Annotated in this window: 34 protein-coding genes; 9 read left to right on the top strand and 25 right to left on the bottom strand. The window is 29.2% G+C overall.

Features of this window, described 5'->3' with window-relative positions; genetic code table 11:
• Positions 1-13: 13 nt before the first annotated feature.
• From GXK56_RS11840 to GXK56_RS11820, 5 genes are all read right to left on the bottom strand, one after another.
• On the bottom strand, positions 14-784 hold the full coding sequence (locus tag GXK56_RS11840) for a class I SAM-dependent methyltransferase (protein WP_160687668.1): 771 nt from the start codon (positions 782-784) through the stop codon (positions 14-16).
• 200 nt (positions 785-984) lie between these two features.
• Positions 985-1,497: a GNAT family N-acetyltransferase gene (locus GXK56_RS11835; RefSeq protein WP_160687667.1), complete on the bottom strand. Its 513-nt coding sequence runs from the start codon at positions 1,495-1,497 to the stop codon at positions 985-987.
• A gap of 27 nt (positions 1,498-1,524) precedes the next feature.
• A complete protein-coding gene (locus tag GXK56_RS11830; protein ID WP_160687666.1) occupies positions 1,525-1,767 on the bottom strand; it encodes a hypothetical protein in 243 nt (80 codons plus the stop codon).
• A gap of 129 nt (positions 1,768-1,896) precedes the next feature.
• Positions 1,897-2,553, bottom strand: coding sequence for an SIMPL domain-containing protein (locus tag GXK56_RS11825; protein ID WP_160687665.1), 657 nt, complete (start codon positions 2,551-2,553; stop codon positions 1,897-1,899).
• Positions 2,554-2,663: 110 nt separating this feature from the next.
• On the bottom strand, positions 2,664-3,560 hold the full coding sequence (locus tag GXK56_RS11820; RefSeq protein ID WP_160687664.1) for an N-acetylmuramoyl-L-alanine amidase: 897 nt from the start codon (positions 3,558-3,560) through the stop codon (positions 2,664-2,666).
• A gap of 245 nt (positions 3,561-3,805) precedes the next feature.
• Here GXK56_RS11820 and GXK56_RS11815 point away from each other — a divergent pair, with 245 nt between their 5' ends.
• Entirely contained in the window at positions 3,806-4,261 is a 456-nt protein-coding gene (locus GXK56_RS11815; RefSeq protein ID WP_160687663.1) for a GyrI-like domain-containing protein, read from the top strand.
• 127 nt (positions 4,262-4,388) lie between these two features.
• On the opposite strand, the gene GXK56_RS11810 is transcribed toward GXK56_RS11815, so the two are convergent.
• Both GXK56_RS11810 and GXK56_RS11805 read right to left on the bottom strand, forming a co-directional pair.
• Entirely contained in the window at positions 4,389-4,577 is a 189-nt protein-coding gene (locus GXK56_RS11810; protein ID WP_160687662.1) for a YvrJ family protein, read from the bottom strand.
• Between the two features lie 129 nt (positions 4,578-4,706).
• Complete coding sequence (locus GXK56_RS11805; protein WP_160687661.1) at positions 4,707-5,129, bottom strand: VOC family protein; 423 nt, start codon at positions 5,127-5,129, stop codon at positions 4,707-4,709.
• Positions 5,130-5,324: 195 nt separating this feature from the next.
• Here GXK56_RS11805 and GXK56_RS11800 point away from each other — a divergent pair, with 195 nt between their 5' ends.
• Positions 5,325-5,549, top strand: coding sequence for a DUF1659 domain-containing protein (locus GXK56_RS11800; protein ID WP_160687660.1), 225 nt, complete (start codon positions 5,325-5,327; stop codon positions 5,547-5,549).
• A gap of 166 nt (positions 5,550-5,715) precedes the next feature.
• Positions 5,716-5,934, top strand: a complete 219-nt coding sequence (locus GXK56_RS11795) for a DUF2922 domain-containing protein (protein WP_160687659.1) — start codon at positions 5,716-5,718, stop codon at positions 5,932-5,934.
• Between the two features lie 102 nt (positions 5,935-6,036).
• Here GXK56_RS11795 and GXK56_RS11790 read toward each other — a convergent pair whose 3' ends face one another.
• Positions 6,037-7,215: a suppressor of fused domain protein gene (locus tag GXK56_RS11790; RefSeq protein WP_243156099.1), complete on the bottom strand. Its 1,179-nt coding sequence runs from the start codon at positions 7,213-7,215 to the stop codon at positions 6,037-6,039.
• 255 nt (positions 7,216-7,470) lie between these two features.
• On the opposite strand from GXK56_RS11790, the gene GXK56_RS11785 reads away from it, so the two are divergent.
• Both GXK56_RS11785 and GXK56_RS11780 read left to right on the top strand, forming a co-directional pair.
• The gene (locus GXK56_RS11785; protein WP_160687658.1) at positions 7,471-8,043 is read left to right on the top strand and encodes a sigma-70 family RNA polymerase sigma factor; all 573 of its coding nucleotides are present in this window, start codon (positions 7,471-7,473) and stop codon (positions 8,041-8,043) included.
• A 78-nt stretch (positions 8,044-8,121) separates the two neighbouring features.
• Positions 8,122-9,165, top strand: a complete 1,044-nt coding sequence (locus GXK56_RS11780; RefSeq protein ID WP_160687657.1) for a galactose ABC transporter substrate-binding protein — start codon at positions 8,122-8,124, stop codon at positions 9,163-9,165.
• Positions 9,166-9,439: 274 nt separating this feature from the next.
• On the opposite strand, the gene GXK56_RS11775 is transcribed toward GXK56_RS11780, so the two are convergent.
• The 5 genes from GXK56_RS11775 to GXK56_RS11760 form a co-directional block, all read right to left on the bottom strand.
• Entirely contained in the window at positions 9,440-9,676 is a 237-nt protein-coding gene (locus GXK56_RS11775; RefSeq protein ID WP_160687656.1) for an AbrB/MazE/SpoVT family DNA-binding domain-containing protein, read from the bottom strand.
• Between the two features lie 78 nt (positions 9,677-9,754).
• Complete coding sequence (locus tag GXK56_RS11770; protein WP_243156106.1) at positions 9,755-10,486, bottom strand: ATP-binding protein; 732 nt, start codon at positions 10,484-10,486, stop codon at positions 9,755-9,757.
• A gap of 16 nt (positions 10,487-10,502) precedes the next feature.
• The gene (locus GXK56_RS11765) at positions 10,503-11,618 is read right to left on the bottom strand and encodes a phage replisome organizer N-terminal domain-containing protein (protein ID WP_160687654.1); all 1,116 of its coding nucleotides are present in this window, start codon (positions 11,616-11,618) and stop codon (positions 10,503-10,505) included.
• Positions 11,596-11,733 (bottom strand): hypothetical protein, encoded by a 138-nt coding sequence (locus GXK56_RS27785; protein WP_202127871.1) that lies wholly within the window; start codon positions 11,731-11,733, stop codon positions 11,596-11,598. The genes GXK56_RS11765 and GXK56_RS27785 overlap by 23 nt, the downstream gene beginning before the upstream one ends.
• 22 nt (positions 11,734-11,755) lie before the next feature.
• Positions 11,756-11,947 (bottom strand): hypothetical protein, encoded by a 192-nt coding sequence (locus GXK56_RS11760; RefSeq protein WP_160687653.1) that lies wholly within the window; start codon positions 11,945-11,947, stop codon positions 11,756-11,758.
• A 181-nt stretch (positions 11,948-12,128) separates the two neighbouring features.
• On the opposite strand from GXK56_RS11760, the gene GXK56_RS11755 reads away from it, so the two are divergent.
• Positions 12,129-12,713, top strand: a complete 585-nt coding sequence (locus tag GXK56_RS11755; RefSeq protein WP_160687652.1) for a helix-turn-helix transcriptional regulator — start codon at positions 12,129-12,131, stop codon at positions 12,711-12,713.
• Positions 12,714-12,943: 230 nt separating this feature from the next.
• Here GXK56_RS11755 and GXK56_RS11750 read toward each other — a convergent pair whose 3' ends face one another.
• From GXK56_RS11750 to GXK56_RS11740, 3 genes are all read right to left on the bottom strand, one after another.
• Complete coding sequence (locus GXK56_RS11750) at positions 12,944-13,417, bottom strand: GyrI-like domain-containing protein (protein WP_243156098.1); 474 nt, start codon at positions 13,415-13,417, stop codon at positions 12,944-12,946.
• Positions 13,418-13,735: 318 nt separating this feature from the next.
• Positions 13,736-14,848 carry a 3-dehydroquinate synthase gene (gene aroB / locus GXK56_RS11745; protein ID WP_160687651.1) on the bottom strand — a complete coding sequence of 371 codons (1,113 nt, stop codon included), beginning with the start codon at positions 14,846-14,848 and terminating at the stop codon, positions 13,736-13,738.
• A 222-nt stretch (positions 14,849-15,070) separates the two neighbouring features.
• Positions 15,071-15,646, bottom strand: coding sequence for a TetR/AcrR family transcriptional regulator (locus GXK56_RS11740; RefSeq protein ID WP_160687650.1), 576 nt, complete (start codon positions 15,644-15,646; stop codon positions 15,071-15,073).
• Positions 15,647-15,781: 135 nt separating this feature from the next.
• Between GXK56_RS11740 and GXK56_RS11735 the strand changes: the two genes are divergently transcribed.
• Entirely contained in the window at positions 15,782-16,324 is a 543-nt protein-coding gene (locus GXK56_RS11735; protein ID WP_160687649.1) for an HXXEE domain-containing protein, read from the top strand.
• 149 nt (positions 16,325-16,473) lie between these two features.
• Here the strand turns inward: GXK56_RS11735 and GXK56_RS11730 are convergent, their stop codons facing one another.
• From GXK56_RS11730 to GXK56_RS11715, 4 genes are all read right to left on the bottom strand, one after another.
• On the bottom strand, positions 16,474-17,280 hold the full coding sequence (locus tag GXK56_RS11730) for a nitroreductase family protein (protein ID WP_160687648.1): 807 nt from the start codon (positions 17,278-17,280) through the stop codon (positions 16,474-16,476).
• A gap of 339 nt (positions 17,281-17,619) precedes the next feature.
• The gene (locus tag GXK56_RS11725; RefSeq protein ID WP_160687647.1) at positions 17,620-18,198 is read right to left on the bottom strand and encodes a TetR/AcrR family transcriptional regulator; all 579 of its coding nucleotides are present in this window, start codon (positions 18,196-18,198) and stop codon (positions 17,620-17,622) included.
• A 72-nt stretch (positions 18,199-18,270) separates the two neighbouring features.
• Positions 18,271-19,302, bottom strand: coding sequence for an epoxyqueuosine reductase (locus GXK56_RS11720; protein ID WP_160687646.1), 1,032 nt, complete (start codon positions 19,300-19,302; stop codon positions 18,271-18,273).
• Positions 19,303-19,392: 90 nt separating this feature from the next.
• Positions 19,393-20,571: an acetyl-CoA C-acetyltransferase gene (locus tag GXK56_RS11715; RefSeq protein WP_160687645.1), complete on the bottom strand. Its 1,179-nt coding sequence runs from the start codon at positions 20,569-20,571 to the stop codon at positions 19,393-19,395.
• Positions 20,572-20,908: 337 nt separating this feature from the next.
• Between GXK56_RS11715 and GXK56_RS11710 the strand changes: the two genes are divergently transcribed.
• Positions 20,909-21,799: a LysR family transcriptional regulator gene (locus GXK56_RS11710; protein ID WP_160687644.1), complete on the top strand. Its 891-nt coding sequence runs from the start codon at positions 20,909-20,911 to the stop codon at positions 21,797-21,799.
• A gap of 129 nt (positions 21,800-21,928) precedes the next feature.
• On the opposite strand, the gene GXK56_RS11705 is transcribed toward GXK56_RS11710, so the two are convergent.
• The 3 genes from GXK56_RS11705 to GXK56_RS11695 all read right to left on the bottom strand — a co-directional run bounded on the left by GXK56_RS11705 (position 21,929) and on the right by GXK56_RS11695 (position 23,959).
• Positions 21,929-22,522 carry a hypothetical protein gene (locus GXK56_RS11705; protein ID WP_243156097.1) on the bottom strand — a complete coding sequence of 198 codons (594 nt, stop codon included), beginning with the start codon at positions 22,520-22,522 and terminating at the stop codon, positions 21,929-21,931.
• A 132-nt stretch (positions 22,523-22,654) separates the two neighbouring features.
• The gene (locus GXK56_RS11700) at positions 22,655-22,921 is read right to left on the bottom strand and encodes a hypothetical protein (RefSeq protein WP_207710265.1); all 267 of its coding nucleotides are present in this window, start codon (positions 22,919-22,921) and stop codon (positions 22,655-22,657) included.
• Between the two features lie 192 nt (positions 22,922-23,113).
• Entirely contained in the window at positions 23,114-23,959 is an 846-nt protein-coding gene (locus GXK56_RS11695; RefSeq protein WP_160687642.1) for an aldo/keto reductase, read from the bottom strand.
• Between the two features lie 149 nt (positions 23,960-24,108).
• Here GXK56_RS11695 and GXK56_RS11690 point away from each other — a divergent pair, with 149 nt between their 5' ends.
• Positions 24,109-24,564 (top strand): Lrp/AsnC family transcriptional regulator, encoded by a 456-nt coding sequence (locus GXK56_RS11690; protein WP_160687641.1) that lies wholly within the window; start codon positions 24,109-24,111, stop codon positions 24,562-24,564.
• A 62-nt stretch (positions 24,565-24,626) separates the two neighbouring features.
• Here GXK56_RS11690 and GXK56_RS11685 read toward each other — a convergent pair whose 3' ends face one another.
• Positions 24,627-24,890, bottom strand: a complete 264-nt coding sequence (locus GXK56_RS11685; protein WP_160687640.1) for a hypothetical protein — start codon at positions 24,888-24,890, stop codon at positions 24,627-24,629.
• A 79-nt stretch (positions 24,891-24,969) separates the two neighbouring features.
• Positions 24,970-25,794, bottom strand: coding sequence for a helix-turn-helix domain-containing protein (locus GXK56_RS11680; protein WP_160687639.1), 825 nt, complete (start codon positions 25,792-25,794; stop codon positions 24,970-24,972).
• Positions 25,795-25,811: the final 17 nt, after the last annotated feature.

The following is a 25,811-nucleotide window of genomic DNA, read 5'->3' as shown; positions in this document are numbered from 1 at the left end:
ATTCCATTTAAATTCATACTTTTTCTAAGATGATCAATCCATGTAAGCTATAGCCTAATAAACTTTTATCTTCACAAGTTTTTAAATGAAATTGAATCCATTTATCAAAATCTTCTTTATTAGCTTGATTTATCTTGTCTGAAAGAAGGTATCCTATGCCATCTGCTGCAATATGAGCAACTATCTTAGCATTGTGCTTTTGGGCTATTTGCTCAATTTCTAATGGTGACATATTTAAGAATATTCCATCTCTTGTTTTGTTATTATAGGAAGAAATAGCTTGTTCAATATTTTCAAGTTTATTACTTGAATTTAATGAATATACTGAAACAGCCATATTGTTTATATATGAAATAACTAATAATCCTTTTGGCTTTAACACCCGTAAACATTCTGACATTGCAATATTTCTATCTTCATTATCAATATGATAAAAGGCTCCCATACACAAAACAACATCAAACATTTCATTTTCAAAACGCGTTAAGTCAGTTATGTTTCCAGTATAAATATCCTTCAATATAGGATTTGTATTTTGCTTATCTCTAATAATATCAACATTATGTGGAACAATATCTCCTGCAATGACCTTATGTCCTAACTCTGCCAATTTAAACGAATAATTACCTGTTCCAGCACAGCCATCTAGTATAAATGATCCCTTTTTAAATAATTTTTTAAAATATGTCATTGAAGTTATGATTTCTATTTGATGTCCATTATTTCTAAAAAATCTTCCATCTTCATCATAAGCATTATAATAATCAATTATAGCATTTTCCATTTCTTACTCCTATTCCTCAACTTACTTTGCTTTATATTGTCCATATAATTTAAATCTTTATCAAATCCTGATTATATATTTCAATGTTAATATATCATATTTAGTAAATGTACTTTTATCAAATATTGCTCTTTTTAAATGTGTATAATTTATAATGCTTAACTTTAACTCCAAATTTGTTCCACTCTGTATCATACTCATTATATATTCTTAATAGAAAATAAAAAATGAGGTATATCCAAACCACGATAATGCTTGATAAATTTCTCAATACAAGTCATTCCATTTCTTATTGCTACATTTTGAGATGATATATTTGTATCTCTAATAATAGAATATACTTCTTTAGCCTTAAGCTTATCAAAAGCATATTCTTTGCAGGCAATTGCCGCCTCACTTGCATATCCATGATGCCAGTGTTCTTTTTGAAAAAGATATCCTACTTCCATTAGCTTGCCACCATTGTAATCCTGCATTGACAAGCCACATTGTCCTATCATTTCACCTGTTTCTTTCAAAACAACTGCCCATAGACCAAAACCATATTCTTTATAACGTCCTAATTGTTTATCAAGCCATCCTTGAACCTCATTACTACTAAATGGACCCTCATATGCATACATTACATCCTCATTCTGTAAAATTTTACAAAGAGCAGTGAAATCTCCTTGTGTCATTTCTCTTAATGCTAATCTTTTAGTTTCTAGTACCACGGTTATTACCTCCTTATAAGAAATCTGTCATTTCAAATTACTTAATTCAAGCAAGTGCTCTTGCCCATTTAAAAAAATAATCTCTCTTTGATTATTAGCTACTTTCCACAGATGAATACCTGTATCTCCTGAATTTATAGAATACTCAGTATTAAATGGTAGCTTTATAAAACTAGCAAAAAGATTATTAATAGGGAAATCTGCTCTCCCCTCCATTCTACCTTCTATATCAGCAACTGACTGTCCATGTCTTATTACTAATATCTCCATTTTTCTCCGCCCTCTTTTCATTTCCATCCTTATATTAATTAATTTAACTTATTTTCCTTTTTGTATTTAATAGTTGCTAATGTACCATTTATTATTGTTACTAAAAGTAAAAATAACTGAGAAAATAATTTAAACAATTTCCCAAATCACTGTCACCGTATCACTTGTAGATAAATCCTCTGCCTGCAAATCAATAGTTTCAATACTTGATTCACAACAACTCATACTTTCATATAACACCTTATCTTCATGATATATATTAATATCATTCCAGCTATAATCAATATTTATAATTTCACCTAGTGTTACACCTGCTGCTTTTGATATTATAAGTGCTTTCTTCTTAGCATCTTCCACTGATCTTTCTAACAAAAGTTCCTTCATATTTGAATAATCTTTCATCTTATACTTAATCGAAAATTCTGGCTTTGAGCTACACTTTGATAATGCATATAATACTTTTCCTAATTTTTTATTATCATTATCGAATTCAATACTTAAATCATTTTTATAAATATATCCCACAAAGTATCTTACATAATCACCAGATTTATTTCTTTTGCTATCAAACTTAGAATTAATGTTAAAATTCGTTGTCTTTATATCCTTCTTATCAAAACCTAAAGGTTTTAAGACTTTTCTAATTTCTTCTAAGGATTCAGCTGCTGCTTCCATTGATTGTTCATAGGTTATATAATTTTCTGATAAATTAATATTTATCTCAATGCAATCTGGTGCCATTGAAACTGTTCCTTTGCCTTTTACTCTGATTACTTTTTCTTTCATTTAAACCTCTCTTTTAAACTGTTATATTTCCCACTTTTAGTATATTATCTGTATTAAACTTATATTAATTCTTTTTTTTAACAAATTCAACATATAAATCCTTATAAAATCTATTTAATCCAAGCCACACTCTCATCAACGCTAAATCCATCAGTAGTTACACAATCCCTATACATTCTCCCATCTTCTCCAAAAGCATAACAGCCACCATCAATCCACTTCCATAAAGGCTTATCATTCTCCCCTCTAACCATCTTGCAGCTTTCATCAAAGTAATACCAAGCCTTATACCCCTCATCATAATACCAGGCACTTTGCAAAGCATATCCCCTGTTATCAAAAATATACCACTCACCCTCAATTTCCTTCCATCCATTATCAAAAGTAAAATAAAATTTATTTATAGGATCAAGGGAATACCACCATCCAATAGAATTACAATTCCAACCATATTTCCATTGACCATCACTTGAACTCTCAGCACCAACTAATCCATTAACAATAGCTCTTGCAATGACTTCAGCATTATATTTATCTGCATCCTCACTATCAGCAAACAAACACTCAATTAAGATTGCAGGCATAATAGTTTTATTAAGAACAATAAGATTTCTTGTTTTCGCACCTCTGTTAGGTAAATTTAAGCTACATGCCAAAGCATTACAAACCTTAACGGCATATTGATTTGCTATTTCTGACTTACCTGTAACACAAACCTCTGGCCCTGTTCCTCCTCCTGCATTAATATGAATTTCAACATAAAGCTCTATGTCTAAACTTTGTGCTATTTGATTTGCTTGAATTGATCTTACATAACAATCTTCTGAGCTGTATTTATTCGCCTCATCAATTCTAAGCAAATTAACTCCATGACCTTTTTCCCGTAGAAACTCTACAACTAAAGCTCCAATTTCCCTTGTACAATTACTTTCATCAAGTTTATTAATAACCCCACATCCAACATTACCACTAGCAGTATGACCTGCTGCAATTATAAAATTACTCATAATCTAGCACCTCCTAAAAACAAATTTGCCTCATAAATTATCTTTTAATAAAAGCCCTGCAACATAGTAAAAAACTATTTTTTATTTCTCATATAAGAAATATTTATTATTACTATGCATCACATATGTAAAGATGATATTTTCACTTAATTAAAACTATTTTAAAAAATAAGTTGAAATACATTTTAAAGCATTATATGATGATTTCAGGCATCGATGTACTCTATTAATAAAGAAGGTAAGTTATGAATATTGATATTGAAATGATACCAGCATATAAAATTGCTTATATTAGAAAAATAGGTCCTTATGGTCCACAAAATGTAGAAGTGATGGAACAATTAAAAAGTTGGGCTAAAGAAAAAGACTTAATTGATGAAGACTCAATAATATTGGGCATAGCACAAGATAATCCTGAATTTACAGAACCTAAGGCTTGTCGTTATGATACTTGTTTAGTTGTTTCAGAGGAATTTAAAGCTGATGATAATAATATTAATTTGGGGAAAATCATAGGTGGAAGATATTGTGTATTTACAATAAACCATACAGCTGATGCTATGGAAAAAGCATGGAGAGAGATATTTTCAGAATTAGCAAAAGCAAATTATGAGTATGATGCTGGAAGGCCTATTCTTGAACGATATGCATTGAAAATGATAAATAAACATCTTTGTGAAATTTGTATACCAATATTGTAAAAATATCTATGACTTTTAAAAGCAGAGTTATTACAGTAGATTCTAAAGATAATTACAGATTGGAAAAGTTCAAATAAAAATTCTTTATAAAAAATGGCAGCAAACATAATGTTTACTGCCATTTTTACTATGCACATTTACCAGAATCATCATTTTCAATAATGACTCCAAGCTTTGCTGATATTATGGTATTTAGTTTATTAATAGATGTAGATAAATTATTAATTTGCTTTTCTAAGCGTATTAGCAAATATGCTGCAACAGCTATAGCAAATCCATTATTAACTACTAGATTTATTAATTCATTTACTTCCATAATCCTCACCTCCTCATATTGGATATATGTTGAGAAGTTGAAGATTTCATATTTATAGTAATAATCTTTACAACTATTTTTTACTGGTTTTGTTTCAATTGGAACTTATAATTAGTATTCTATTTATATTTATCTAACTCTTCTAAGCATCTGATGATTTTCATTGAATTGAACTAAATCCCATAAGTTTCCGTATAAATCTTTAAATACTGCAACTATTCCATAATCCTGTCTTTTAGGTTCTCTAACAAATTCTATTCCTACTTTTATCATTTCATTATAATCACGCCAAAAATCATCAGTTCCTAAGAAAAGAAACACTCTTCCTCCTGCTTGATTTCCTATGAATTCTTCTTGCTCTGGCTTAGATGCTCTTGCTAGTAATATTGTTGTTCCATTTGAACCTGGAGGCGATACTACTACCCATCTTTTCTCCTGCTCTGGCTGATATGTATCTTCAACTAATGTAAAATGAAGTTTTTTTGTATAAAATTCAATTGCTTCATCATAGTCTTTCACCACTAAAGCAATATGCACAATTGATTGAATCATTATTTATACCTCTATTCCACTTAAATTAATATACTAATTAACTAAAAAATATCAATATATCTTTTGGTTAATTATAGCATGTTTATAAAAATAAAATAATTCTTTAAATAATAAAAAAATCTGTAATTCAATCTGTAATCTTCCCTTTCCACACATATATCCTATATGAAAATCAAATGAAAGGAGTTGAAAAGTATGGCTGTAAATAAAGTTGCTACTGGAACTTCAATGACAATTGAAGTTCAAAAAGGTACTGATAAGGCTGGGGATCCTGTATATAGCAAAAAGTCTTTTTCTAATTTGAGAAATGATGTAGATCCTCAAAATGCCTATGATGTTGCAGAAGCTATTAAAGATCTTTTAGAAGCAAATTCTAAAAATGTAGCTTTAGTAGTAAGCTCTGACTTAGTCAAGGCTTAATGCAGTTAATTGTAAAAATATTATAAGGAAACTCGAATCACATACGTTCGCTGAGTACTCACAGAGTAAGCGACCATCATCAAATCATAGATTTGGATGTCTGCTTAACTGACTCACACAAAATCAAAGATTCGGGTTCCCTAATTAAAATGGAGGTGAAAATATAATGGAATATGTGTTACAAATGGTTTTTTTAACAGAAAAAGGTGCAAAGTCCACTTTAAGCATAGCTGGAATTAAATCTTCAATTACTGAAGCACAAGCAAATGCTTTAATGGACACAATTATATCAAAAAACATCTTTTTAACAACAACAGGTGCTCTTACTCAAAAGGAAAGTGCTCACCTAACTGAAAGAAAGATCACTAAGTATACTGTAGCTTAGATTCATTATCAAACAGAAGCTTGTCCTACCAATATGGATACGGACAGGCTTCTATTTTTATTTTATGCTTAAAATTAATTAGCATAAGTTTTTGTTGCTATATTATACGCCAGAGTTAATAAATTTAGGAGTTTCGTCAAATATAATTATCTCTTCCAAATTGCCTTTATATTTTTCAAAAAGTTTATCAATATCGTTGTTCTGAACAAAATTGTATTCCTCTTTAGTTATAGGAATTATCCATAACAGGTTAATTCTTTCATCCATAAACTTTTCATATTTAGGTGAATCAAATTGAGGAAACATATTATTATTTATAAATAACACAGCCTCAAAATTCTCAATTGCATTACAAGGAATTGTATGCCCATTTCCTAACCATGCTATTACCTGCCATGGAAAATTAGTCTGTCCACTTATATAACCTAATAACTTCATATAATCATCACTTTTATTTTTAAAACCATCACGACATGCAAATCCTAGTTCTATTCTTCTTTGCTGCTTTGCATCACCATATTCAAAAAATTGTTCAATTTTAGGCTGACATAATACACTTACTCCAGCTGTAAATGCATAATTAACTTTATTCTTATTTCCTGTAATCAATGCTTTAGAAGGAAACTGATTATTATCTATAGCATAATAATTTTCATATTTCCCAAAAAAACTTTCTAGAGCTGATAAATGCATATTCTGAACTTCTTTAAAATAGCCTTCCTTTAAATAATCCCAATATTTTTTACTCTTCATTACCCTTTTATAAAGATTATCTTCAGCCTCAGTTAATTCCCATGCAAATGGTCCAGTTCCTTTAGCATATCTTGAATATCCATAAAATCCATTTTCAGCCCAGCCTGGTATTACAGCCAAAAGTTTATTATTTTGAAGCAATGCTGCTGCATCACCTTCCTCAAACCAAATAATTGATAAATTCTCTTCATCAATATCTATTCCTTTACTGCTATGACTGCAATATTCTAAAGGCATTCTAGGTGCTATTCCATTATCCATTTCTTTATAATCAATGTTTTTTTCATCTGCAGTATCAATATTACATACCCAACATGGCTTAATTATACTATTTTCACTTCCTGGATTAACCCATAAATAAAAATAAACTGTAGTTTTGCTTTTCTCAACAAAGGCCTGAATATTACAGACTGGAGACCAGCTCTCTATTAAAATTTTATTCTCCTCTGTTTTAACTTCTTCTGGTTCACTTCTATCTTGCTTATTGAATAATTTCTTAAATATGCCCATATTTAATTCCTTTCTCATTTATTCTTTCAACAAATTACCATATAATTTATTACTAGTTGATTATAGCATATTTTGTAAGGCACACATAAACGTTTAATACGCAATATTTATTATTATGTATTTTTTATTGTAATAATTTCTTTTTATATATAGAATACCTATCCTATTATCATATATCCTATATATATACATAATTGTGGTGACTGTCACTATTGTTGAAAAGAGATTTTCTTAACAACTGTTAATTATTAATTGATTTAAGGGTGGTGTTTTATGAATTTCGAATATATAGAAGATCTAGTTACAAAATGCAAAAATAACGACAAAACCTCAAAAGAAAAATTAGCTGAAGAATTTAGACCTTTCATTATTAATATTTCAAAAAGAACCTTTATTGACAGGTATGATATGCAAGACATTCAAAACCAATGTTATGAAACTCTTTTTAAATGTATTCAGCTATATGATTTAAATAAACATAGATTTGTTGGATATGCTGTTAGTTCAATTAAAAATAATTTAAATGATTTAATCAAAAAAACTAAAATAAGAAACTCTACTGATGGCAACGATGCTCTAAGTCTACATGCTGATGTTGAAAGTGAGTTGATTTGTCAGGATATTAGCTTAGAAGATTTATTTTCTGAAGAATGTGACTATGAAGAGCTTAGATTTGCACTTAACAAATTAAATGAAGAGGAAAAGGCTCTTATTGATTTTATTTTTTTCAAAAATAATACCATAAGAACTTATTCCTATATAAAAAATATGTGCTATTCAACAGCTTGTCTAAGACGTGATGTTATTTTAAAGAAACTCTTTAAAGCTATAAATCAAGCTCAATAACATTGGATTCAAATGAATAAATTTTATGCTTTAAGGTACTCTAATAATATGTGTTTTATTAATTATAGGAGGCCTGCTATGAAAAAATTAAAGTCAATATTATCATTTATTATAGTTTTTAGCTTTTTGTTATATACATCACAATATAAAACTTATGCTCAACAAAATTCAAACACCAAAGCCCCAATTAATGTTGCAGTTTTCTTATATGATCTTGATGAATTATTTCTTTCTAATGTAAAACAAAGCTTAGAAAACATCCAAAAAGAAAAGCCTAATAAAATTCAATTTACCTTTTTTGATTCAAAAGGAAATCAAAGTACTCAAAATGATAATGTTAGCAAAGCACTTACTAAAAATTTTGACCTTTTTGTAGTTCAGCCAATCACTCAAAATTTGGATATTTTAAGCAATACTCTCAACATGATATCCTCCAAAAATATTCCCTTTATAATATTTGCGCCACCAAGTACTCAATTAGCAAATTTAGCCAAAAATTATCCTCGCTCTATTGTTATAGGTGGCGATGATGAACAATCTGGAATTTTACAAGGTAAAATTCTTGCTGATGAATGGAAAAATAAAAAAGCATCTCTAGATCATAACAATGATAATACATTACAATACATAATTATAAAAGGTCCTGCTAATGACCCTGCAACCATAGCAAGAAGTAAATATTCTATTCAAACTCTAAATGAAGAACAAGTGAATACCCAAGAACTTTCTTCTACCTCTTGTAATTGGGATAGGATATGTGCTAGAGATACTATTGATGCAGTTATGCTACATCATGATGGTAAAACAGAAGCAATAATAGCTAATAGCGATTATATGGCAATAGGTGTCATTGAAGCTCTTCAAAAGTACGATTTTAACAAAAATGATCCTTCAAAATACATTCCTGTTGTTGGAATTGGTGGTTTACCTAAGACAGAAGAATTAATTAAAGAAGGTTCCATGTTGGGAACTGTTATTCAAAACCCAACAGATTATGCAAATGCAGTTTATGCTGTAGGACTAAATCTTGTTGCTGGAACCTCTCCATTAAGTGGAACAAATTATAAATTTGATGAAACTGGAAATACAATTAGAATTCCTTACTATCCATATACAAAATAATAAAATATTATGTATAAATACACATTCATAAAAACTTGTTTAAATTTGATTGTAAATCTGATAAGAATATCGAAAGAAGAAGCTCATTTTATCTAGAATGGGCTTCTATTTTTATATTGGTGCACAAAAAAATGAAGGCAAACTAGCATTTCTACTTGATTTACCTTTATTATTTTAAAATCTCTATTAAACTATCCAAAATCCATATTCATCTACTTAATATCCATTAATAACTGTATCAACTGTAAGGTATTAATCTCACATAAAATTTATCTCACACCAATTCCTTGATACATCCTCCACAAATACTAATTCCTTTAAATTCAGTAACTTCATTTTCCATCCCACAGAAAATGCATCCTTTATAATATTTTTTTACTACTATTTGATTATTTTCTTGTGAAATCTCTACAGGATCACCTTCACTTATGGATAGTACTTTTCTTATTTCTTTAGGCAGTACAACTCTTCCTAAATTATCAACATTTCTTACTATTCCTGATTTCTTCAATTTTTATTCCTCCCTTAACTTAAATTTATAGTTACTATAAACTGATTTACTTTAATCTATAAATATTATGAAATGAATTTATTTTAATCTATAATTATTGTGTAAATCTTTTTCAACTTCTACAACATAGTCCTTGCACATTTCAAATATTCTAGAACCAACGCCTTCATCAAAAGCCAATAATTTATCAATTGAAAATTCGCTGCTTACTATTATAGGTAAAAATTTAAGATATCTATAATTAATTATTTCAAACATTATATTTGTATCACTTTCATTGATTTTTCCTTTGAAAAGATCATCAATAAGGAGAATTTCACAAACTTTATATTTGTGAAGCAATTTTGTGTAATACTCAGCATCTATCATGTTTTGTTTTATTTTTGTAATCACATCACGATATGGCATATATACAACTTTAGTCTTTCTTTCAAGAAAATTTATAGCAAGTGCTACACTTAAATGAGTTTTGCCACTTCCAACCTGACCACAAAATAAAATACTATTTCTTCTGCTGTCTTTAACTTCATTAAAGTCATTATAATAGGCTAAAGCTGTATCTTTTGCTCTTTGAGAAGCTTCATTCCAGATTTCAAAATTTGAGAATTTATGCTTGGACATTTCAGTATTAATTCCTGAAGCCTTCCATTCATGCCTAAGCTTTTCTACTTTTCTACAATCACAGGTTATGGCTAACGGCTGAGTGTGCTCCTGAGGTATTAAAATCCAACCTGTATCCTGACATTTATCACATTTAACTGAAGAGCGTACTCTGGAATTTCGTCCTTCTAAGTTATCCCTTGATTCCATTTGAGAGTACTTATCTTTAGATGAGTTTTTCTTCAACACGCTTTCGTTCTTCTTCTGTAAGTCTTCGTGGTTCTTTTGGTTTGATTCTTGTAAATTCATTCTTATCTGCTTTACCATTCTTTCCAATGGTTCCATGGTCATTCTTTTTCACCTCCACATCTTCCTTAGGATATCCTTGCATTCTCCAATTTTTTAGGATTCCATTTATATAATTCATATCAATTTTGTTTACCTCAATTGCCTTGTTAATAGCCATCTTTACATATTTTTCTCCATGGATATCAAGTGCTAATGCAATGGAGCCAGAATTAATTATTCCTGGAATTCCAGTTATCTTTTCATAATGCAATAATATTTCTAATGCTTTAGAATTAACGCCTTCAGCTTTAGGATCATCATTATTAGCAGTTTCACCACAGGAACTAGCATTCATATGAGGAATAGCATGGTCATTAGTTTGTATATTTTCTTCTTGGATTTTCTCTAAGGATAATTCCGTTTCTTTTACCTCAAGTTTCTCACTCTCTTTCTTTATCTCCTTCTTATTCTTATTCTTATTCTTATTCTTATTCTCTTTCTTATTCTGTTCCGTTACAGTAACGTTACTTATAATATCAGATTCAGCTTCTTGAGTTTTAATACTTTCATTTCCACAACTTTCTTCTTCATTCTTCTTATCTTTTGTTTCTTCAAAATTATTATCTTTATTTTCACTAGAATTTTCCTTTGAAACTTGTTCGATTTGTCTTTTCTTTTCTCTATGTTCTGCTACCCTTTTTCTATTTTGAGCTCTAACCTTTTCCATGCCCTCAACGTTTTGATGCTTTTCCCAGTTTATTATTTTAATAACATTGTTTGAAGCTACTTCTATCATTTCCAAATCACATAGTATTTTAAGTGCAGATTTAATTGCTTCTAAAGGCTTTCCAAATATTGCTGCAAGCATTTCTGCTGTATATGGAATATTTTCATTTAAATAAACATATCCCCCTCCATTAATTCTGCCAGCTTGTACAAGCAGTCTTATCCAAACATATATGATCATAATTCCTTCTGGCATTGTCTCTATTAATTTAATTTTTTCATCTTCAAATATATGACTATCTATCTTAATCCATTTTATATCTGACACTATTTTCACGCTCCACTAAACAAAATACTCTAAATCTTTCAAGTCCACTCCATGACGGAATTATATCCAATGAATTGCAAACACTTATATAACACTTAAATATTTTGAAATTCATTAATTATAACCCCTCCCCTTTTTTACTTAATCAAAACACCCTTATGTTCTCCAGTTTTTTTACCTTTTTCAAAATCATAATAAATACATTGCTCTACCTGTTTTACTGGAAAACACTCTCCTAACATTTCGGTGCACACCTTTGCATTTTTAGGATAATTTTCTAGTATTTCAATTAGATCTTTGGCTGTTAATCCTTCAAGTTTTCTTATCATTTATAATCCCTTCCTTCTAAAACACTCGTTCTATTCCACCTATTCACACATTTGTATGAAATTCCCATATTTTTATTATATGTATCCATTTGTGTGAAGTCAATATACTTTTAATAATATTTCCATTTTTCGTTTACATTCGTATGAAAAATCTGTAAAATATTTGTGAGGAGTGATAATTATGACCTTAGGAGAAAAAATCAAATTCTATAGAACTAAACTGAATTTATCTCAAGAGGAATTAGCTCACAAATGTGAACTTTCTAGAAATGCTATATATAATTATGAAAATAGTAAAAGAAATCCAACAATATCAACTTTAGAATTGATAGCTCATAATTTAAACTTATATGTTTCTGATTTATTAGAAGATGTTAATGATGCAAATTTGTATTCGAATAGATTGGGAATTTTAAAAGCAATAGATAAAGATATTGAAAATAATGTTTTGGCTGATAAAGAAAAAAGACAAGTTTATGAGAATGAGATGGATGAGCTTGATAAGAATTATTTTTTTGATTTATTTAATCGAAGGACTTCATTAATGACTCCAGGTGAATATTTTAAATTTATTTTATCTCTATGCCCTCTTAAAGAAACAAACCACATAACTGAAGAAGATATTGAAGAACTATCAATTCTATTTTATAGGTTGCTAACTTTAAAATCCTATGAAAGGGATTCTCTTAATGCAACTGAGAAAATACTTCCTGGTCATTCAAAAAAATATGAAAAATATGAATTTGTTACAAGAAACCAAAAGTAAGCTTTTTAATTTCTGTTAATAAAAAAGAAAAATAATGCAAAAATTGTTTGGCTAAATAGTTTTTGCATTATTCTTATTTTGTTAATTTACTAGAATAACTCATTAAAAAAATCGTAAATTCAATCTTCTTGAATAATACGATTTTAAATTTAATCTTTAATTATATTAATTCATCATTTAAGAATGTTATACACTAATTGTGGCACTTAAACCCCTTATATTAATAAACTTTATTTTTTAACCACAGGTATCCAAATTTCGCTTTTGTAGTCAGCTGCACTCATATCACCATTGGAGTACCACTCAACTTCTGGTGCTTCTGCATGCTCATAACCTGATGTAGGAAACCATTCAGAAAAAATCCTTCCCCAAACTTCTGCCATAGCTGTAGGCATAGGGCCAGATATTTCAAATACTGCCCATGTAAGAGATGGTATTACAAGTTCACATAAATTTTCAGGACAGTTTTTTTTCGTTGTGGTGGCTATATAATAATCCGTTGTATTATCTTCATACATACCACTGTATACACCCAATAAACCATATGGTTCAGTGTCGCCCAATCCAACGATTTGTTCAAATGTCTCTTCTGATGTCCCACTCCACATCTTTCCAATATTTTCACCTAAACTTTCATCACGCGAAAACCTTTTCTTCAAACCTACAATGGTAAATGATTCTTTTTGCTCAATTCGGTAATTCATTTTATTCTCTCCTTATCTATACTATTTATTTTATTTATAAATAAGCTTATTCATACTCTATTTATAATTAAGTTTATTTATAAAATAATTTCATAATCAATGTACTCGCCTGAAAAAGCAGAATCATATTTATTATCCCTTCTTTGATGAAGTTTAAATTCCACGCTTTCATAGATTATGCTGTGCTGAAATTAAGCGAATATGAATCCTCCAATAATCGGTGCAATATACCTCTATTAGAGTCGTTTATTTTTTAATTCCAGCCTCAACTATTGCCCCCACTAATTCATAATTTACATTACTAAAAATAAATTAAACTTACATATCCATAATGATCTCCCTTGCAACACTTTCTTCAATTGTGGTTGCAAAAACACCCTTACTAAATTCTACAACATCTCCAATTCCATTTTGTATAACAAATCGTAATTTTCCATTTTTAACTTTTTTATCTGTATATAATTTCTTAACTAATTCATCTCTATTTATATATTCAGGTATAACAATTGGTAATTTAGCCTTTTTAAGAAGATTTATAACTTCATTCATTTCTTGCTCTGTCATATAGCCTAATTTATATGAAAGCTTCACCTCTGCTACTAATCCAATAGATAATGCTTCTCCATGTAGCAATCTATATCCGCTAACAGTTTCTATAGCTCTTCCAACAGTATGTCCTAAATTGAGCACTTCTCTAAGACCATCCTCTTTTTCGTCTCTCATGACAATTCCATCTTTAATTTTACAGTTTTCCTCTGCTATGTATTCGCACGATTTTTTTTCAACATTTAATATTTCATCCATGTTTTTATTTAAGAAATCAAAGAAATTTCTACTAGCTATACATGCATGCTTTATAGTTTCAGCAAGGCCGCTTGATATTTCTCGTTTCGAAAGAGTCTCCCAAGTTGCAATGTCTAAATATACTTTTTTAGGCTGATTAAAAAGTCCTATTAAGTTAGTTGCAAGTGGTGTATCTACAGCTGTTTTTCCTCCTACAGAAGCATCTGCAGCCGCCAGCAATGTTGTAGCATAATTAATGAATGGAATACCTCTACCAAATGTACCTGCAACAAAACCAGCTAAATCAGTTACAACTCCACCACCAACTGCTATTATACAGCAATCTCTTCTATATCCTTTTTCAAGCATTGCATCTTCTATATTTTCTTTCGTTTTTCTTGTTTTATTTATTTCACCAGCTGGAAATACAAAAATATCTGCTTGATAACCAGCTTCAATTAATTTTTTAACTATTGTTCCTGCATATAAATTTTCTACATTGCTATCTGTTATTACTGCAAACTTAGAAATTCCTTTTAGCAAATCATTTCTTAAATCTTCTACTAAGTTATCCATTAAATGAAATCCGATTTGAATTTCATAAGAATCATCAACAACTTTTTTTAAATTCACATTATATATACTCATTTTCCCCCCATAATCTATCTCTTTAAATTATTGCTTATATTTCAAATCATAATAACTCAGATACATCAACTAAAAAATTATCAACGTTATTATTTTCCCTAAAATTAATCATATTACAATTATAAACATTTTTATCATATTAATCTATAATTATCAAAACAATACTGCTCTTTTTAGGAAATCCTCCAATGCTGACTTCCACATATTTAACGTAAATGATAACTAATCAACTTTTGAGATATTTGGATAGTTGAAAATTGAAATGAAATCCTTCATCATCCTAGCCATTTCCTCTGGTGATTTCTGCTTACTATCATTCAACCATCGAATAAGAATCCTCATAAATCCACCAGTACTAAAGGTTAAAGCATACTGAATAGTTTCTTTAGAGAAAGGCATCTCCCTCCCTTTAACCTCATCAAAAGCTGGTGGTAAAAGCTCATCAATCTTTTGAAGAAATAGGGGAAGTAATTGATGTCGATTGACAAGTGATAAAAAAGCTAAATGCTTTTTCATTACTTTAAAAAATACTGTAGCAATGTTAGGTAATGATAATTCTGTTTCTTCCAGAACAGCTGCTCTATATTCCAACCAAATTTTATAAAAACACCCTTCTAAAATTTCATCTTTTGAAGAATAGTTACGGTAAAAAGTTCGTCTTGAAAGCCCTGCATTATCAGTGATTTCCTGTATAGTAATCTCTCTATAATTTTCTGTCTCCATGAGTTTTAGCAGAGCATTTTCCATCCAGAGTTTTGATTGATTAGATACTGTATTTCCTTTATTTTTACCATTCATGTTTTGTTCCTCCTTTACTGTCACAGATTTACTAATTTGTAGCTATTGATCATAAATGCTTGAATATGCTTTTTTAAATATTATAATAAATATTATTAACAGACACAATTGTGTCATTAAAAAGGGGGAATTTTTATGAATACTATGAACTCTATTGTTTGGATCTTTCCAATCATTTTCATGCTTCATGATTTTGAAGAAATCATTATGGCTGAAGCATGGGGTAAGCGCTATAAAAAAGCAATCGATACAACTTGGCCAAATCATCAACCATTTGCTTTGAATTATGTAAACTACTGTAAAACACCAACCTTTTCTATTGGCGTGGAAATAATCTTTTTATTTTTTTTATTGATTAGTTTATTTTCTCTAATCTTTCAAAATTATTTTATATGGTATAGCGCTTTCTTAGGAATAACTATACATTTTGTTTTTATCCATGTGGTTTTATGCATCCATTTTAAACACTATGTACCTGGAATAGTAACATCAATTCTTTTTCTATTCCCTAGTATTTGGTTACTATTTACTACTGCAAGTATATTACACTATAACATGACAATAATTTTGTTAGCTTCCTTAACAGGAATTGCATTAACAACTTTAATATCACCAATGCATAAGCTTATGGGGCCTTTATCTAGATTTTTATACAAATATTCAGAAGCCTCTAAATGAATATAATAAAAGAGAACTAGTGCCATCTATATAGTTGATACTGGTTCTCCTCTACTACTTCAATACATTATTAAATTCTCATTAATATATACAAAATCTTTATTCAGACTTTATAATGTTTTAGAATAAAATCATATAGTATTAATCATTTAATTTTCATAAAAAGAAGCTGATAATTGTCGTCTTTCTGTAAATCTTTTGAATGTATTCTTAGGGTATCCTACCATTACTACTCCTGTTATTTTCTTTCCTTCTGGAATTTTAAAAAGCTTGTACATTGGCGAATTATCATTAAGAGCACAAATTTCAAATAATCCTGCCCAACATGATCCAAGTCCAAGTGATGGGGCATATAATTCTAGATAAGACAATGAGAGAATTGAATTTTCTCTACCATTACGAAAATCTTTATCAGCCAATGTTAAAATTATACTAGGTGCATCTCTTAAGATTGTATCAACTTTATTACTCCTATAGCCACTAATCATTCCTGCCATTGCCTTACTTAATATTTCACTATTTTCAAACCATTTAATGCATTCTTCAACTGCTAATTCAATTGTTTTCTTATCATCTACTATTAGAAATGATATACCTTGCGAATTACTTGCAGTTGGTGCTAAATGAGCAATATCAACAAGCTCTAGTAACTTTTCTCTTTCAACTGGCATATTTTTATATGAACGAATAGAACGTCGTGATCGCATAAAATTCTTTGCTTCTTCTGGATTTAATTTTTTAATTTCTCCTATCTCACTTTGCATAGATAATGGGGATTTTTCATTATCTATAGCTTCTTTAGGACATACAGCTACGCAATGTCCACATTCTAGACATGCATTAGGATTAACTTCTTTTGGACCAGTAGCTTCTAGTTTTATTACTCCTGTTGGACATTCCACCACACACATTCCACATTTTATACATTTTTCTTCATTTACAGTTATTAAACTCATTTTATTCACTCCTTATTAATTCTTTCTCTCGTAGATAGTACGAATAGGCTAAATTTTTATTTGTTTTATTTTTTAATATTTTCCCTTAAAATATCACCTTTGATAATCACCTCCTTAAGTCCATACAAGGTATTTTTTTGAGAATGTTCATTCTAATTAGTGCAAAAAAATTTTTTATATAATAAACATAGAAAGCTTCATTAATATTATTCATTTTTCTTTACACTTTAAATTTCTTACATTATGAAACTAAATAGTGGTTACTCTTTTCTATATGTTCAAGGCTTCAACAGGACATAAATGTTTTTGGGAACGATTATTCTAATTAGTTTAAAAAAATTACTTATTTAATAGATCCATAAAAAAATTGCCTATACGATGAAGTTTTTCCTTACTCGCTGATATTCTTAACTGTACACGAATTCCATGCAAGGTATTATGAAGCACTTCTGACAGAATTTCAGGATCATAAGCACAAGAAATTTCACCTGCTTGTTGTCCTTTTCGAACAAGATCAGCAAGGAGTTGTTCTGTTTGCATAAATATCCTTTCTGTTCTTTCTTTTATCTCTTTATCCATAAGAGCCAATTCTGTAGCTGAATTTACAGTTAAACATCCCCATTGTTTATCTTCATATCCTTCTATAATAAAATCAAAGATAAATTGTATAGCTTGTTTTGCTGTTTCTGCCTTTAAAACTCCAGCTTGTATGTTATTTCTTATTAATTCTTGATAAAAATCCATCGCTTTTAAAAATAATGTATGCTTATCACCAAAGGTATCATATAAACTTCTACGATGGATTCCCATATGCTCTACTAAATCATTTAAAGATGTCTTTTCATAACCTTGTTTCCAAAATAATTCCATTGCTTTTTGAAGAACTACATTTTCATCAAATTCTCTACTTCGTCCCATTGATTTCACTCCTTTATAAAACTGATAATATCATTTTGAGAACGATCGGTCAAGAATTATTTTAAATATGTTTTATTGTAGTTTCAATTTCATAATTGCCCACTCTGCCATTTCCCGAACTTTTGAATTACTATCGTTACAAGCATACAATAAATGTTCTTTATATTTTTCTTCATAATTATTTACCATTACATTAATAGCATTAACTTTCCATTTCCAAACACTTGGTTTATCTATATACCAGAACTTAGTCTGCATCACTTCTTCTAAATAGGAATAATCCATTTTAAGAATTTTTTCTAAAGATATATGCTCACTTAATTCTTCCAGCTTAGGAAACTCTTCTGTTTCTGTCCAACTATTTTTATTCATAGGACAAACATCTTGGCACACATCGCAGCCATAAACCCAGTTTCCTATTTCTTCTCTGTATTTTTCATTAATCATATCTCTTCCCATAAAGGTGGTTATGCAAGAAACACATGCTATAGGATTCATTGTATATGGCTCTGATAAAGAAGCTGAAGGACAGGCTTTCATGCATAAATTACACTTATCAGAACAAGGCCTTACCTTTGGTGTTTCTATACATTCTAATTCCCTATCAATAAGCCAAGCCTCCAAATATACTGTGGAGCCACTTTCAGTATAAAAAAAATTATTCTTTCGAACTATTCCAAGTCCAGCTTTCATAGCTGCAAAACGTAATGGCACAAGACCAAAACCTCTCTCAGTTTCTGCTCTAAGCCCTAATTCCCTCATATATTTTTCAAATTTTAGACTATCTTGAAAATCTTTAGAATTCTCATCTTTTCTTCCATCAACCAAATAGTATTTTGCAATCATTCCTTTTAAATGTTTTGGAATATGATATTTTCCATATTTTCTTACGCATATTACAATTGATTTTGCCCAAGGGTAAGTAGCTTGCAAATTGATAAAACGTTGCTGACTTTGATAAAAACCTTTTGCTTGTGGAATACGTTCAATTCTTTCTTCAAGCTTTTCTTTATAGCCATCTATATCAGATACCTTAATGATTCCACACTTTTCATATCCAAAATTTATTGCTGCATTTTTAATTTCCTCTGCCAATAAAGTCATTTTCCACACCTCTTTCTTGGTCATATAAAACTAATATGTCTGTAAGCTTGCCTTATATTTGCTTTTATATGACCTATTTAATGATTCTAATTATTCTCTTTCAACTATTAAGGCAGTTCCTTGTCCTCCACCAATACACAAGGTTGCAAGTCCTTTCTTGGCATCTCTTTTTTCCATAGCATGTAGTAAAGTTACAAGAATACGTGCTCCAGATGCACCAATAGGATGTCCAAGTGCTATAGCTCCACCATTAACATTAACTTTGTTCATATCTAAATTTAAGCCTTTAGTTATTGCTATACTTTGTGATGCATAGGCTTCATTTGCTTCAATTAAATCTAAATCTTCAGCTTTTAAATTGATTTTATCTAAAGCAGCTTTTGTTGCATAAAATGCACCATATCCCATTATTGCTGGGTCTAATCCTGCTGATCCATAGGATGTGATTTTAGCAAGTGGTTTTATTCCTAATTCTTTAGCTTTGTCTCCACTCATAATTACTAAGGCTGCTGCTCCATCATTTAAGCCAGATGCGTTACCTGCTGTAACTGTACCATTTTCCTTAAAAATAGGTTTAAGTTTTCTTAAGGCTTCTATGGTATTACCAAACCTAGGGAATTCATCTTGGTCAAATATTATTTCACCTTTTTTTGTTTTAATTACTACAGGAACTATTTCATCTTTAAATTCTCCATTTTTAATTGCTCTTTCTGCTTTTTGTTGTGATAAAAGTGAAAACTCATCTTGTTCTTCTCTTGTTACATTCCATTTTTCAGCTACATTTTCTGCAGTTACTCCCATATGATAATCATTGAAGGCATCCCATAAACCATCTTTTATCATTTCATCAACAAATTGCCCATGTCCCATTCTTTGTCCCCATCTTGCATTATCAAGTAAAAATGGTGCACTAGACATATTTTCCATACCACCTACTACAATAGCATCAGCATCACCAGCTTTTATGATTTGAGCTGCTAAACTTATTGCTCTTAAACCTGAACCACAAACCTTATTAATTGTAAAAGCAGGTATTTCTACAGGTAGTCCAGCTTTCACAGCAGCTTGCCTTGCTGGGTTTTGTCCAAGACCTGCTTGAAGCACATTTCCAAAGATAACTTCATTAATTTCTTCTGGTTTAATATTTGCTCTTTTAACAGCTTCTTTTATAACTATTGCACCTAATTCAACTGCTGGTACATCTTTCAAAGTTTTGCCATAAGCTCCTATTGCAGTTCTTACTGCACTTACTATTACTACATCTTTCATTTTTTATTCCTCCCATAATGAAAATTTTATTTGTTATTTTTTTAACAAATATTCGTATAAGAATCTATAAATATATTTTGCAAAAAGGATTGTTCAAAACTTAAAGATTTCCAATGGAAATAAACATTTATTTATTATGGATTATTGAGTATTGAACATTGATAATTGCACTATATTTAATATAAGAGCATTCGTAAAACTTACTAAATTAATTTGCACCTGCTCTATGACTTTATATTATCAAAGGATTATACATCTGTAAAATTGATATATTCGAATTGACAATTCGTTTTTTTCAATATATCATTAACTTAATATAGAGATTGGAGTGAAGTTAATGGATATAAGACATTTTAAAACCTTTAAAGGAATTATAGAAGAAGGTAATTTTTCAAATGCAGCAATGAAATTAGGGTATACTCAATCTACTGTTACATCGCAAATTCAGCAGCTAGAGCAGGAACTTTCAATCAAGTTATTTGAAAAAATAGGCCGTAATATGGTACTCACTCCTTTAGGAAAAGAACTAATACCATATGCAGATGAATTACTTAATACAGTAAAAAAAATTGAGAGCATTGGAAAATATGGTGATAATATTACAGGAGAATTAAAAATTGCTGTTGCAGAATCCTTGATGTCTTATAAATTACAAAATGTATTATATATGTTTAAAGAAAAAGCTCCTAATGTGAAACTTTCTATGGTTTCCCTCAATTGCTATGACATAAAAAATATGTTAGCCAGTGGTGAAGCAGATCTTGGTTTAATGTATAATGTGGGAAGTAAAAATGAAAGCTTAACTGCTGTTAAACTTTCCGATTTTGGCGTAGCTTTAGTATGTTCCCCTCAATTTGAACAAGAAAAATTTGATTTCAGCACACCTAATCAAAAAATTAATACAAGCCTTATCATTAATGAAGTTGAATCAATTTATAGAAAAATCCTTGAAAGCTATTTTTTTGATAAGAACATATTTTTAAACAATACAATCGAACTTGGCAGCATAGAAGCTATAAAAAAATGCGTGGCAAGTAATCTTGGAATTTCATTCTTACCACGTTTTACAGTAGAAGAAGAACTTACTAATGGAAAGTTAAAAGAAATAAAGGTAGACTCTTTAGATGCAAAAATCACAGCAATTTATGCTTATCACAAAAATAAATGGATAAGCCCTGCAATGTCACTATTTATTGAATTGGTAAGAAAAGATTTTAATATTCAATAAAAGAAGGGAGAACCTATCCAATAATTTGGATTTGGTTCTCCTCAATTAAATATTATTAATTTGTAATTTATATAATTAGTATTTTAAATAAATTATCACTCCCAGTACAAGGAAGTATATTCATCATATCTATGATTTAATTTCTCTGCTAAGCTCATTAACTTCCTTTTCTGACAATCCCGTTGCTTTGATAATTTTATCAATGTCAACTCCTAATTTTAATAAGTTTTTTGCAATTTCAATTTTTTCTTTTTCTACGCCCTTCTCTATTCCCTTTTGTTCTACTATTGGATCATATAATGTTTTAGTCATAAGCTTTACCTCCTCTTCAATTTTCATATCTCTAAAATATTTGCCATTCAAATATTCAATTAAATTTTGCACTGCAAGAAGAAACGTATGCAAATCAGTTCCTTCTATTAGCTTATCTTTGAATAATTCATCACAAGTATATACAATAATCTTAGCTTTTTCTCGTGCTTCAGCTAAATACTCTTTCAAAAGTATTTCTTTATTTTCTTTATTACTATCAATTATGCTTTGTAATACTTTTCTTAATTGGAAAAGATTCAAAGGAATCAATGGATACATATATTGGGATTTTAGCGTATCAATATCATATTTCCAATATTTAATTACTGGAACAGTGTAATTAACTTGTTGACCATTAGGAAATATTATTATCATACTTAAAATGTCTTCAATATTTCTATTTTCCTCCATATATATTACCCTCTGATTTGGAAAATATAAAACATTTTTATCTATGCCCTCATTTCTTGCAACTTCCTTTGCATAATTAAATCCATATTCAAAAGTTCTTATTATCATATTATTGTCGTTATTTAATTGAAATTAGATATGGTAATAATGTTTTTTATTGCTAGCCTTTTCAGTAAATTTAGCTAAGAAATCAGCTCTTATTAAATCTATCATTGGAATTTCTTTAGCTTCATAATTTTCTTTTGGAAATTCCTTATTTTCCATTGATATTTCAACTTCTTCTTCAGTAAAATTCTCTTCAAAAATTCCAGTAAGTAATTTTATTAAAACACCTTTTGATGTTGTAAATAGAGCTTTTATAATTTCATCAAGCCTTATCCTCTCACTATCTACTGCCAATATTATCACTACTTTCTTTTAATTTTAAGCTATATTTATCTATCTTTCAATATAAACCAGCTCATTCTTAAACGCTCATATGTATATACTATAGTTATTTCCAATTCCACAAATAATATACGCACATAAGTTCTTATTCTCAGTAAAAATACCACAGCATACTTCATTTTATTTATAATTTAGTTCAACATATCAGTCTATTATTATCCCTGGATGTTCATATACATCATTAGGATTCATTCCAATCCTAAATCCATCATTAAGTTTCTCAATTTCACTCATATCTTCCTTACTAATTTCAAAATTAAATATATCTGCATTTTCTTTTATCCTTGTATATGTTGTTGATTTAGGAATGGTGGCAACCCCCATTTGCAAATCCCACCTTAATACTATTTGGGAAATTGATCTTTCATATTTCTGTGAAAGCTTCTGTAAATATGTAATTTTAAAAACTAATCCCCTCATTAAAGGAGACCAAGCTTCTAACTGAATATTATATTTTATGCAATACTCCATCAATTCTTTCTGAACAAGCCTTGGATGAAATTCTATTTGATTCACTGCTGGCATTATCTCAGCATTTTTCATTAATTCTTTCAAATGATTCGTTGTAAAATTACTAACTCCTATAGCTCTTATATATCCTTCCTTATATAACTTTTCAAGTGCCTTCCAAGTTTCTTTATTTAAAGGTTGTGGCCAATGAATCAAATATAAATCGAGATAATCTGTCTTAAGCTTTTCTGTAGAGTTTTTGAAAGCCTTGAGAGTTTTATCGTAACCTTGCTCAGAATTCCAAACCTTGTTAGCTAAGAATATTTCATCTCTAGATATGTCACTTTCCTTTAATACACTACCAATTACTTCTTCATTTCCATAAAAAGAAGCTGTATCTATATGACGGTATCCGATTTTTATACATTCCTTTAATGAATTCTTAAGTTTGGTTAAGTCTTCAGCATTATAAGTTCCGAATCCAAGCAAAGGCATTTTAACTCCATTATTTAAAATTACATAATCTTTATTATTTTTCATTATTTTTATTCCCTTCATTTTTTTACAAAAGTTGAGGCCACTAACTTATTATATTATAATAAGTTAATGGATATTTTTCCTTTATACTTGTTATCATTTTTATTAATAAACATTTCAAATCAAATAAAAAGAGAGGTATTTTATTTCATATGAAAATCGACAATACAGATATTAAAATTTTGAAGGAACTTCAATTAGATAGTCGTTTATCCGTTAGAGAAATATCAAAAAGAGTAAACTTATCCCCTCCATCAGTTGCTGAAAGAATAAGAAAATTCGAAGATAGTGGAATAATTGAAGGATATACTATAAAAATAAATGAAGCTGCTTTAGATTTTTCTATACAATGTATGATTCAAATTGATATTAAAAATAGTAATTTCGAAAAATTCAAAGAATTTATTTATAATCATCCTCGTGTAATTTTCTGTTATAGAATCGCAGGTCATTCTTGTATATTACTGAAATTATGTGTTAAATCAATATCTGAAATCGAAAAATTTGTTGATTCTATTTCATCATTAGACTCAACAACTTCTACACATATTATTTTTTCAGAAATTCCTATAAATAAGAGTATAGAGAAATTCTTTTCAGATTTCTAAATTTATGTATAACTCTCTATATGCAAGTCATTAAATTCACACAATTTTTTATAAATATATTACTAAAATAACGAAGAGAACCTGCTCAATTTATAACTTGAACTTGGTTCTCCTCCATTATTTATATCCGTAAATTGCTTTGTATAGCTTGCAATTTTATATTTTGTATTTATCTTATTCAATATTTTATACTGCACATTAGCGTAGCCATAACTGCTTTGAAGAACAATATCCTCTTTCTTAGAAACAAGTACAGTTCCAGAAAATCTATCAGCCTTAGCCCAAGCATCCATGTATTTTAGTAGTTTATAATTTAATACTTCCATAACTATCTCTCCTCTATAAGTAACTTGAGATAAATTATACTGCCTTCTTTTTAAACTTAATTGTAAAAAACGGACAACGCTATGTTTTAGTTATGTACTCTGAAGGATTCATGCTGGTTAGTTCATAAAACTCATGTATGAAATGAGATTCATCATAATAACCTGCATCTATAGCAAAATTCACAATTTTATTATCCTTTTTTAAATTCATTATCCTGAGAGTATTTTGAAATCTCACAATTTTTATAAAGGTTTTTGTACTAACACCTACTCTACTATGAAAGATCCTCCTTAATTGTTTTTCACCTATTACTTCTGCTTCTGTAATATCCTTTATTTTTATTATTCCCCTTGCCTTATATATTCTGTAAAGTACATTTTGAAATTCATTATCCCAAGGTATTGACTCTTTCATGTTTAATGTAAAATATTTATTAGCATAATTAATCTTGCTTTCAATGCTATCAAGTCTACTTAATTCTTTCCCAAACTCTATAAAAAGATTTTGCTCTATATTATATATGAATTCCATTTTATCTGTGAATTTATCAGAGTTTTCTTTTATGAAGGCCTGCAATCCTCCAGGATAAAATCTAATACCAAAGGTTTCAATATTGCTATGATCCATATTAACTATTGAGCTTTTACTCATTGTTCCAACTAATATGTTACGACAGTCATCTCCATATTTATCGCTACCAAACAGTACGTCAATACATCCATCAGGCACTACTATTTCACTTTGTATTTGATTTAAACTAATATCTTTAATTATAGGCGAAACCCAATAACAGCATATATATTTCCTTAGATTTTCAGCTGGCATAAATTCTATATATAATTTATTGCATGAACTAATAAAACTGGGTTTTATTTGGACTGGTTCATAAATTCTCTTGTTCATCAATTTATCCATCCGTT

It is taken from the genome of Clostridium sp. C2-6-12, from assembly GCF_009928485.1.
In the GTDB taxonomy this organism is placed as follows: Bacteria; Bacillota; Clostridia; order Clostridiales; family Clostridiaceae; genus Clostridium.
The sequence above is the reverse complement of the archived record's forward strand: the minus strand, read 5'-3'. Positions and strand labels throughout refer to the sequence as shown.

What these genes read in the sequence shown, in the direction of transcription:
- GXK56_RS11840 (WP_160687668.1), bottom strand. Translation starts at nt 784, where the DNA reads ATGGAAAATGCTATAATTGATTATTATAATGCTTATGATGAAGATGGA.
- GXK56_RS11830 (WP_160687666.1), bottom strand. Translation starts at nt 1,767, where the DNA reads ATGGAGATATTAGTAATAAGACATGGACAGTCAGTTGCTGATATAGAA.
- GXK56_RS11825 (WP_160687665.1), bottom strand. Translation starts at nt 2,553, where the DNA reads ATGAAAGAAAAAGTAATCAGAGTAAAAGGCAAAGGAACAGTTTCAATG.
- GXK56_RS11820 (WP_160687664.1), bottom strand. Translation starts at nt 3,560, where the DNA reads ATGAGTAATTTTATAATTGCAGCAGGTCATACTGCTAGTGGTAATGTT.
- GXK56_RS11815 (WP_160687663.1), top strand. Translation starts at nt 3,806, where the DNA reads ATGAATATTGATATTGAAATGATACCAGCATATAAAATTGCTTATATT.
- GXK56_RS11810 (WP_160687662.1), bottom strand. Translation starts at nt 4,577, where the DNA reads ATGGAAGTAAATGAATTAATAAATCTAGTAGTTAATAATGGATTTGCT.
- GXK56_RS11805 (WP_160687661.1), bottom strand. Translation starts at nt 5,129, where the DNA reads ATGATTCAATCAATTGTGCATATTGCTTTAGTGGTGAAAGACTATGAT.
- GXK56_RS11800 (WP_160687660.1), top strand. Translation starts at nt 5,325, where the DNA reads ATGGCTGTAAATAAAGTTGCTACTGGAACTTCAATGACAATTGAAGTT.
- GXK56_RS11795 (WP_160687659.1), top strand. Translation starts at nt 5,716, where the DNA reads ATGGAATATGTGTTACAAATGGTTTTTTTAACAGAAAAAGGTGCAAAG.
- GXK56_RS11790 (WP_243156099.1), bottom strand. Translation starts at nt 7,215, where the DNA reads ATGAGAAAGGAATTAAATATGGGCATATTTAAGAAATTATTCAATAAG.
- GXK56_RS11785 (WP_160687658.1), top strand. Translation starts at nt 7,471, where the DNA reads ATGAATTTCGAATATATAGAAGATCTAGTTACAAAATGCAAAAATAAC.
- GXK56_RS11780 (WP_160687657.1), top strand. Translation starts at nt 8,122, where the DNA reads ATGAAAAAATTAAAGTCAATATTATCATTTATTATAGTTTTTAGCTTT.
- GXK56_RS11770 (WP_243156106.1), bottom strand. Translation starts at nt 10,486, where the DNA reads ATGGAATCAAGGGATAACTTAGAAGGACGAAATTCCAGAGTACGCTCT.
- GXK56_RS27785 (WP_202127871.1), bottom strand. Translation starts at nt 11,733, where the DNA reads ATGAATTTCAAAATATTTAAGTGTTATATAAGTGTTTGCAATTCATTG.
- GXK56_RS11760 (WP_160687653.1), bottom strand. Translation starts at nt 11,947, where the DNA reads ATGATAAGAAAACTTGAAGGATTAACAGCCAAAGATCTAATTGAAATA.
- GXK56_RS11755 (WP_160687652.1), top strand. Translation starts at nt 12,129, where the DNA reads ATGACCTTAGGAGAAAAAATCAAATTCTATAGAACTAAACTGAATTTA.
- GXK56_RS11750 (WP_243156098.1), bottom strand. Translation starts at nt 13,417, where the DNA reads ATGAATTACCGAATTGAGCAAAAAGAATCATTTACCATTGTAGGTTTG.
- aroB (WP_160687651.1), bottom strand. Translation starts at nt 14,848, where the DNA reads ATGAGTATATATAATGTGAATTTAAAAAAAGTTGTTGATGATTCTTAT.
- GXK56_RS11740 (WP_160687650.1), bottom strand. Translation starts at nt 15,646, where the DNA reads ATGAATGGTAAAAATAAAGGAAATACAGTATCTAATCAATCAAAACTC.
- GXK56_RS11735 (WP_160687649.1), top strand. Translation starts at nt 15,782, where the DNA reads ATGAATACTATGAACTCTATTGTTTGGATCTTTCCAATCATTTTCATG.
- GXK56_RS11730 (WP_160687648.1), bottom strand. Translation starts at nt 17,280, where the DNA reads ATGAGTTTAATAACTGTAAATGAAGAAAAATGTATAAAATGTGGAATG.
- GXK56_RS11725 (WP_160687647.1), bottom strand. Translation starts at nt 18,198, where the DNA reads ATGGGACGAAGTAGAGAATTTGATGAAAATGTAGTTCTTCAAAAAGCA.
- GXK56_RS11720 (WP_160687646.1), bottom strand. Translation starts at nt 19,302, where the DNA reads ATGACTTTATTGGCAGAGGAAATTAAAAATGCAGCAATAAATTTTGGA.
- GXK56_RS11715 (WP_160687645.1), bottom strand. Translation starts at nt 20,571, where the DNA reads ATGAAAGATGTAGTAATAGTAAGTGCAGTAAGAACTGCAATAGGAGCT.
- GXK56_RS11710 (WP_160687644.1), top strand. Translation starts at nt 20,909, where the DNA reads ATGGATATAAGACATTTTAAAACCTTTAAAGGAATTATAGAAGAAGGT.
- GXK56_RS11705 (WP_243156097.1), bottom strand. Translation starts at nt 22,522, where the DNA reads ATGGAGGAAAATAGAAATATTGAAGACATTTTAAGTATGATAATAATA.
- GXK56_RS11695 (WP_160687642.1), bottom strand. Translation starts at nt 23,959, where the DNA reads ATGAAAAATAATAAAGATTATGTAATTTTAAATAATGGAGTTAAAATG.
- GXK56_RS11690 (WP_160687641.1), top strand. Translation starts at nt 24,109, where the DNA reads ATGAAAATCGACAATACAGATATTAAAATTTTGAAGGAACTTCAATTA.
- GXK56_RS11685 (WP_160687640.1), bottom strand. Translation starts at nt 24,890, where the DNA reads ATGGAAGTATTAAATTATAAACTACTAAAATACATGGATGCTTGGGCT.
- GXK56_RS11680 (WP_160687639.1), bottom strand. Translation starts at nt 25,794, where the DNA reads ATGAACAAGAGAATTTATGAACCAGTCCAAATAAAACCCAGTTTTATT.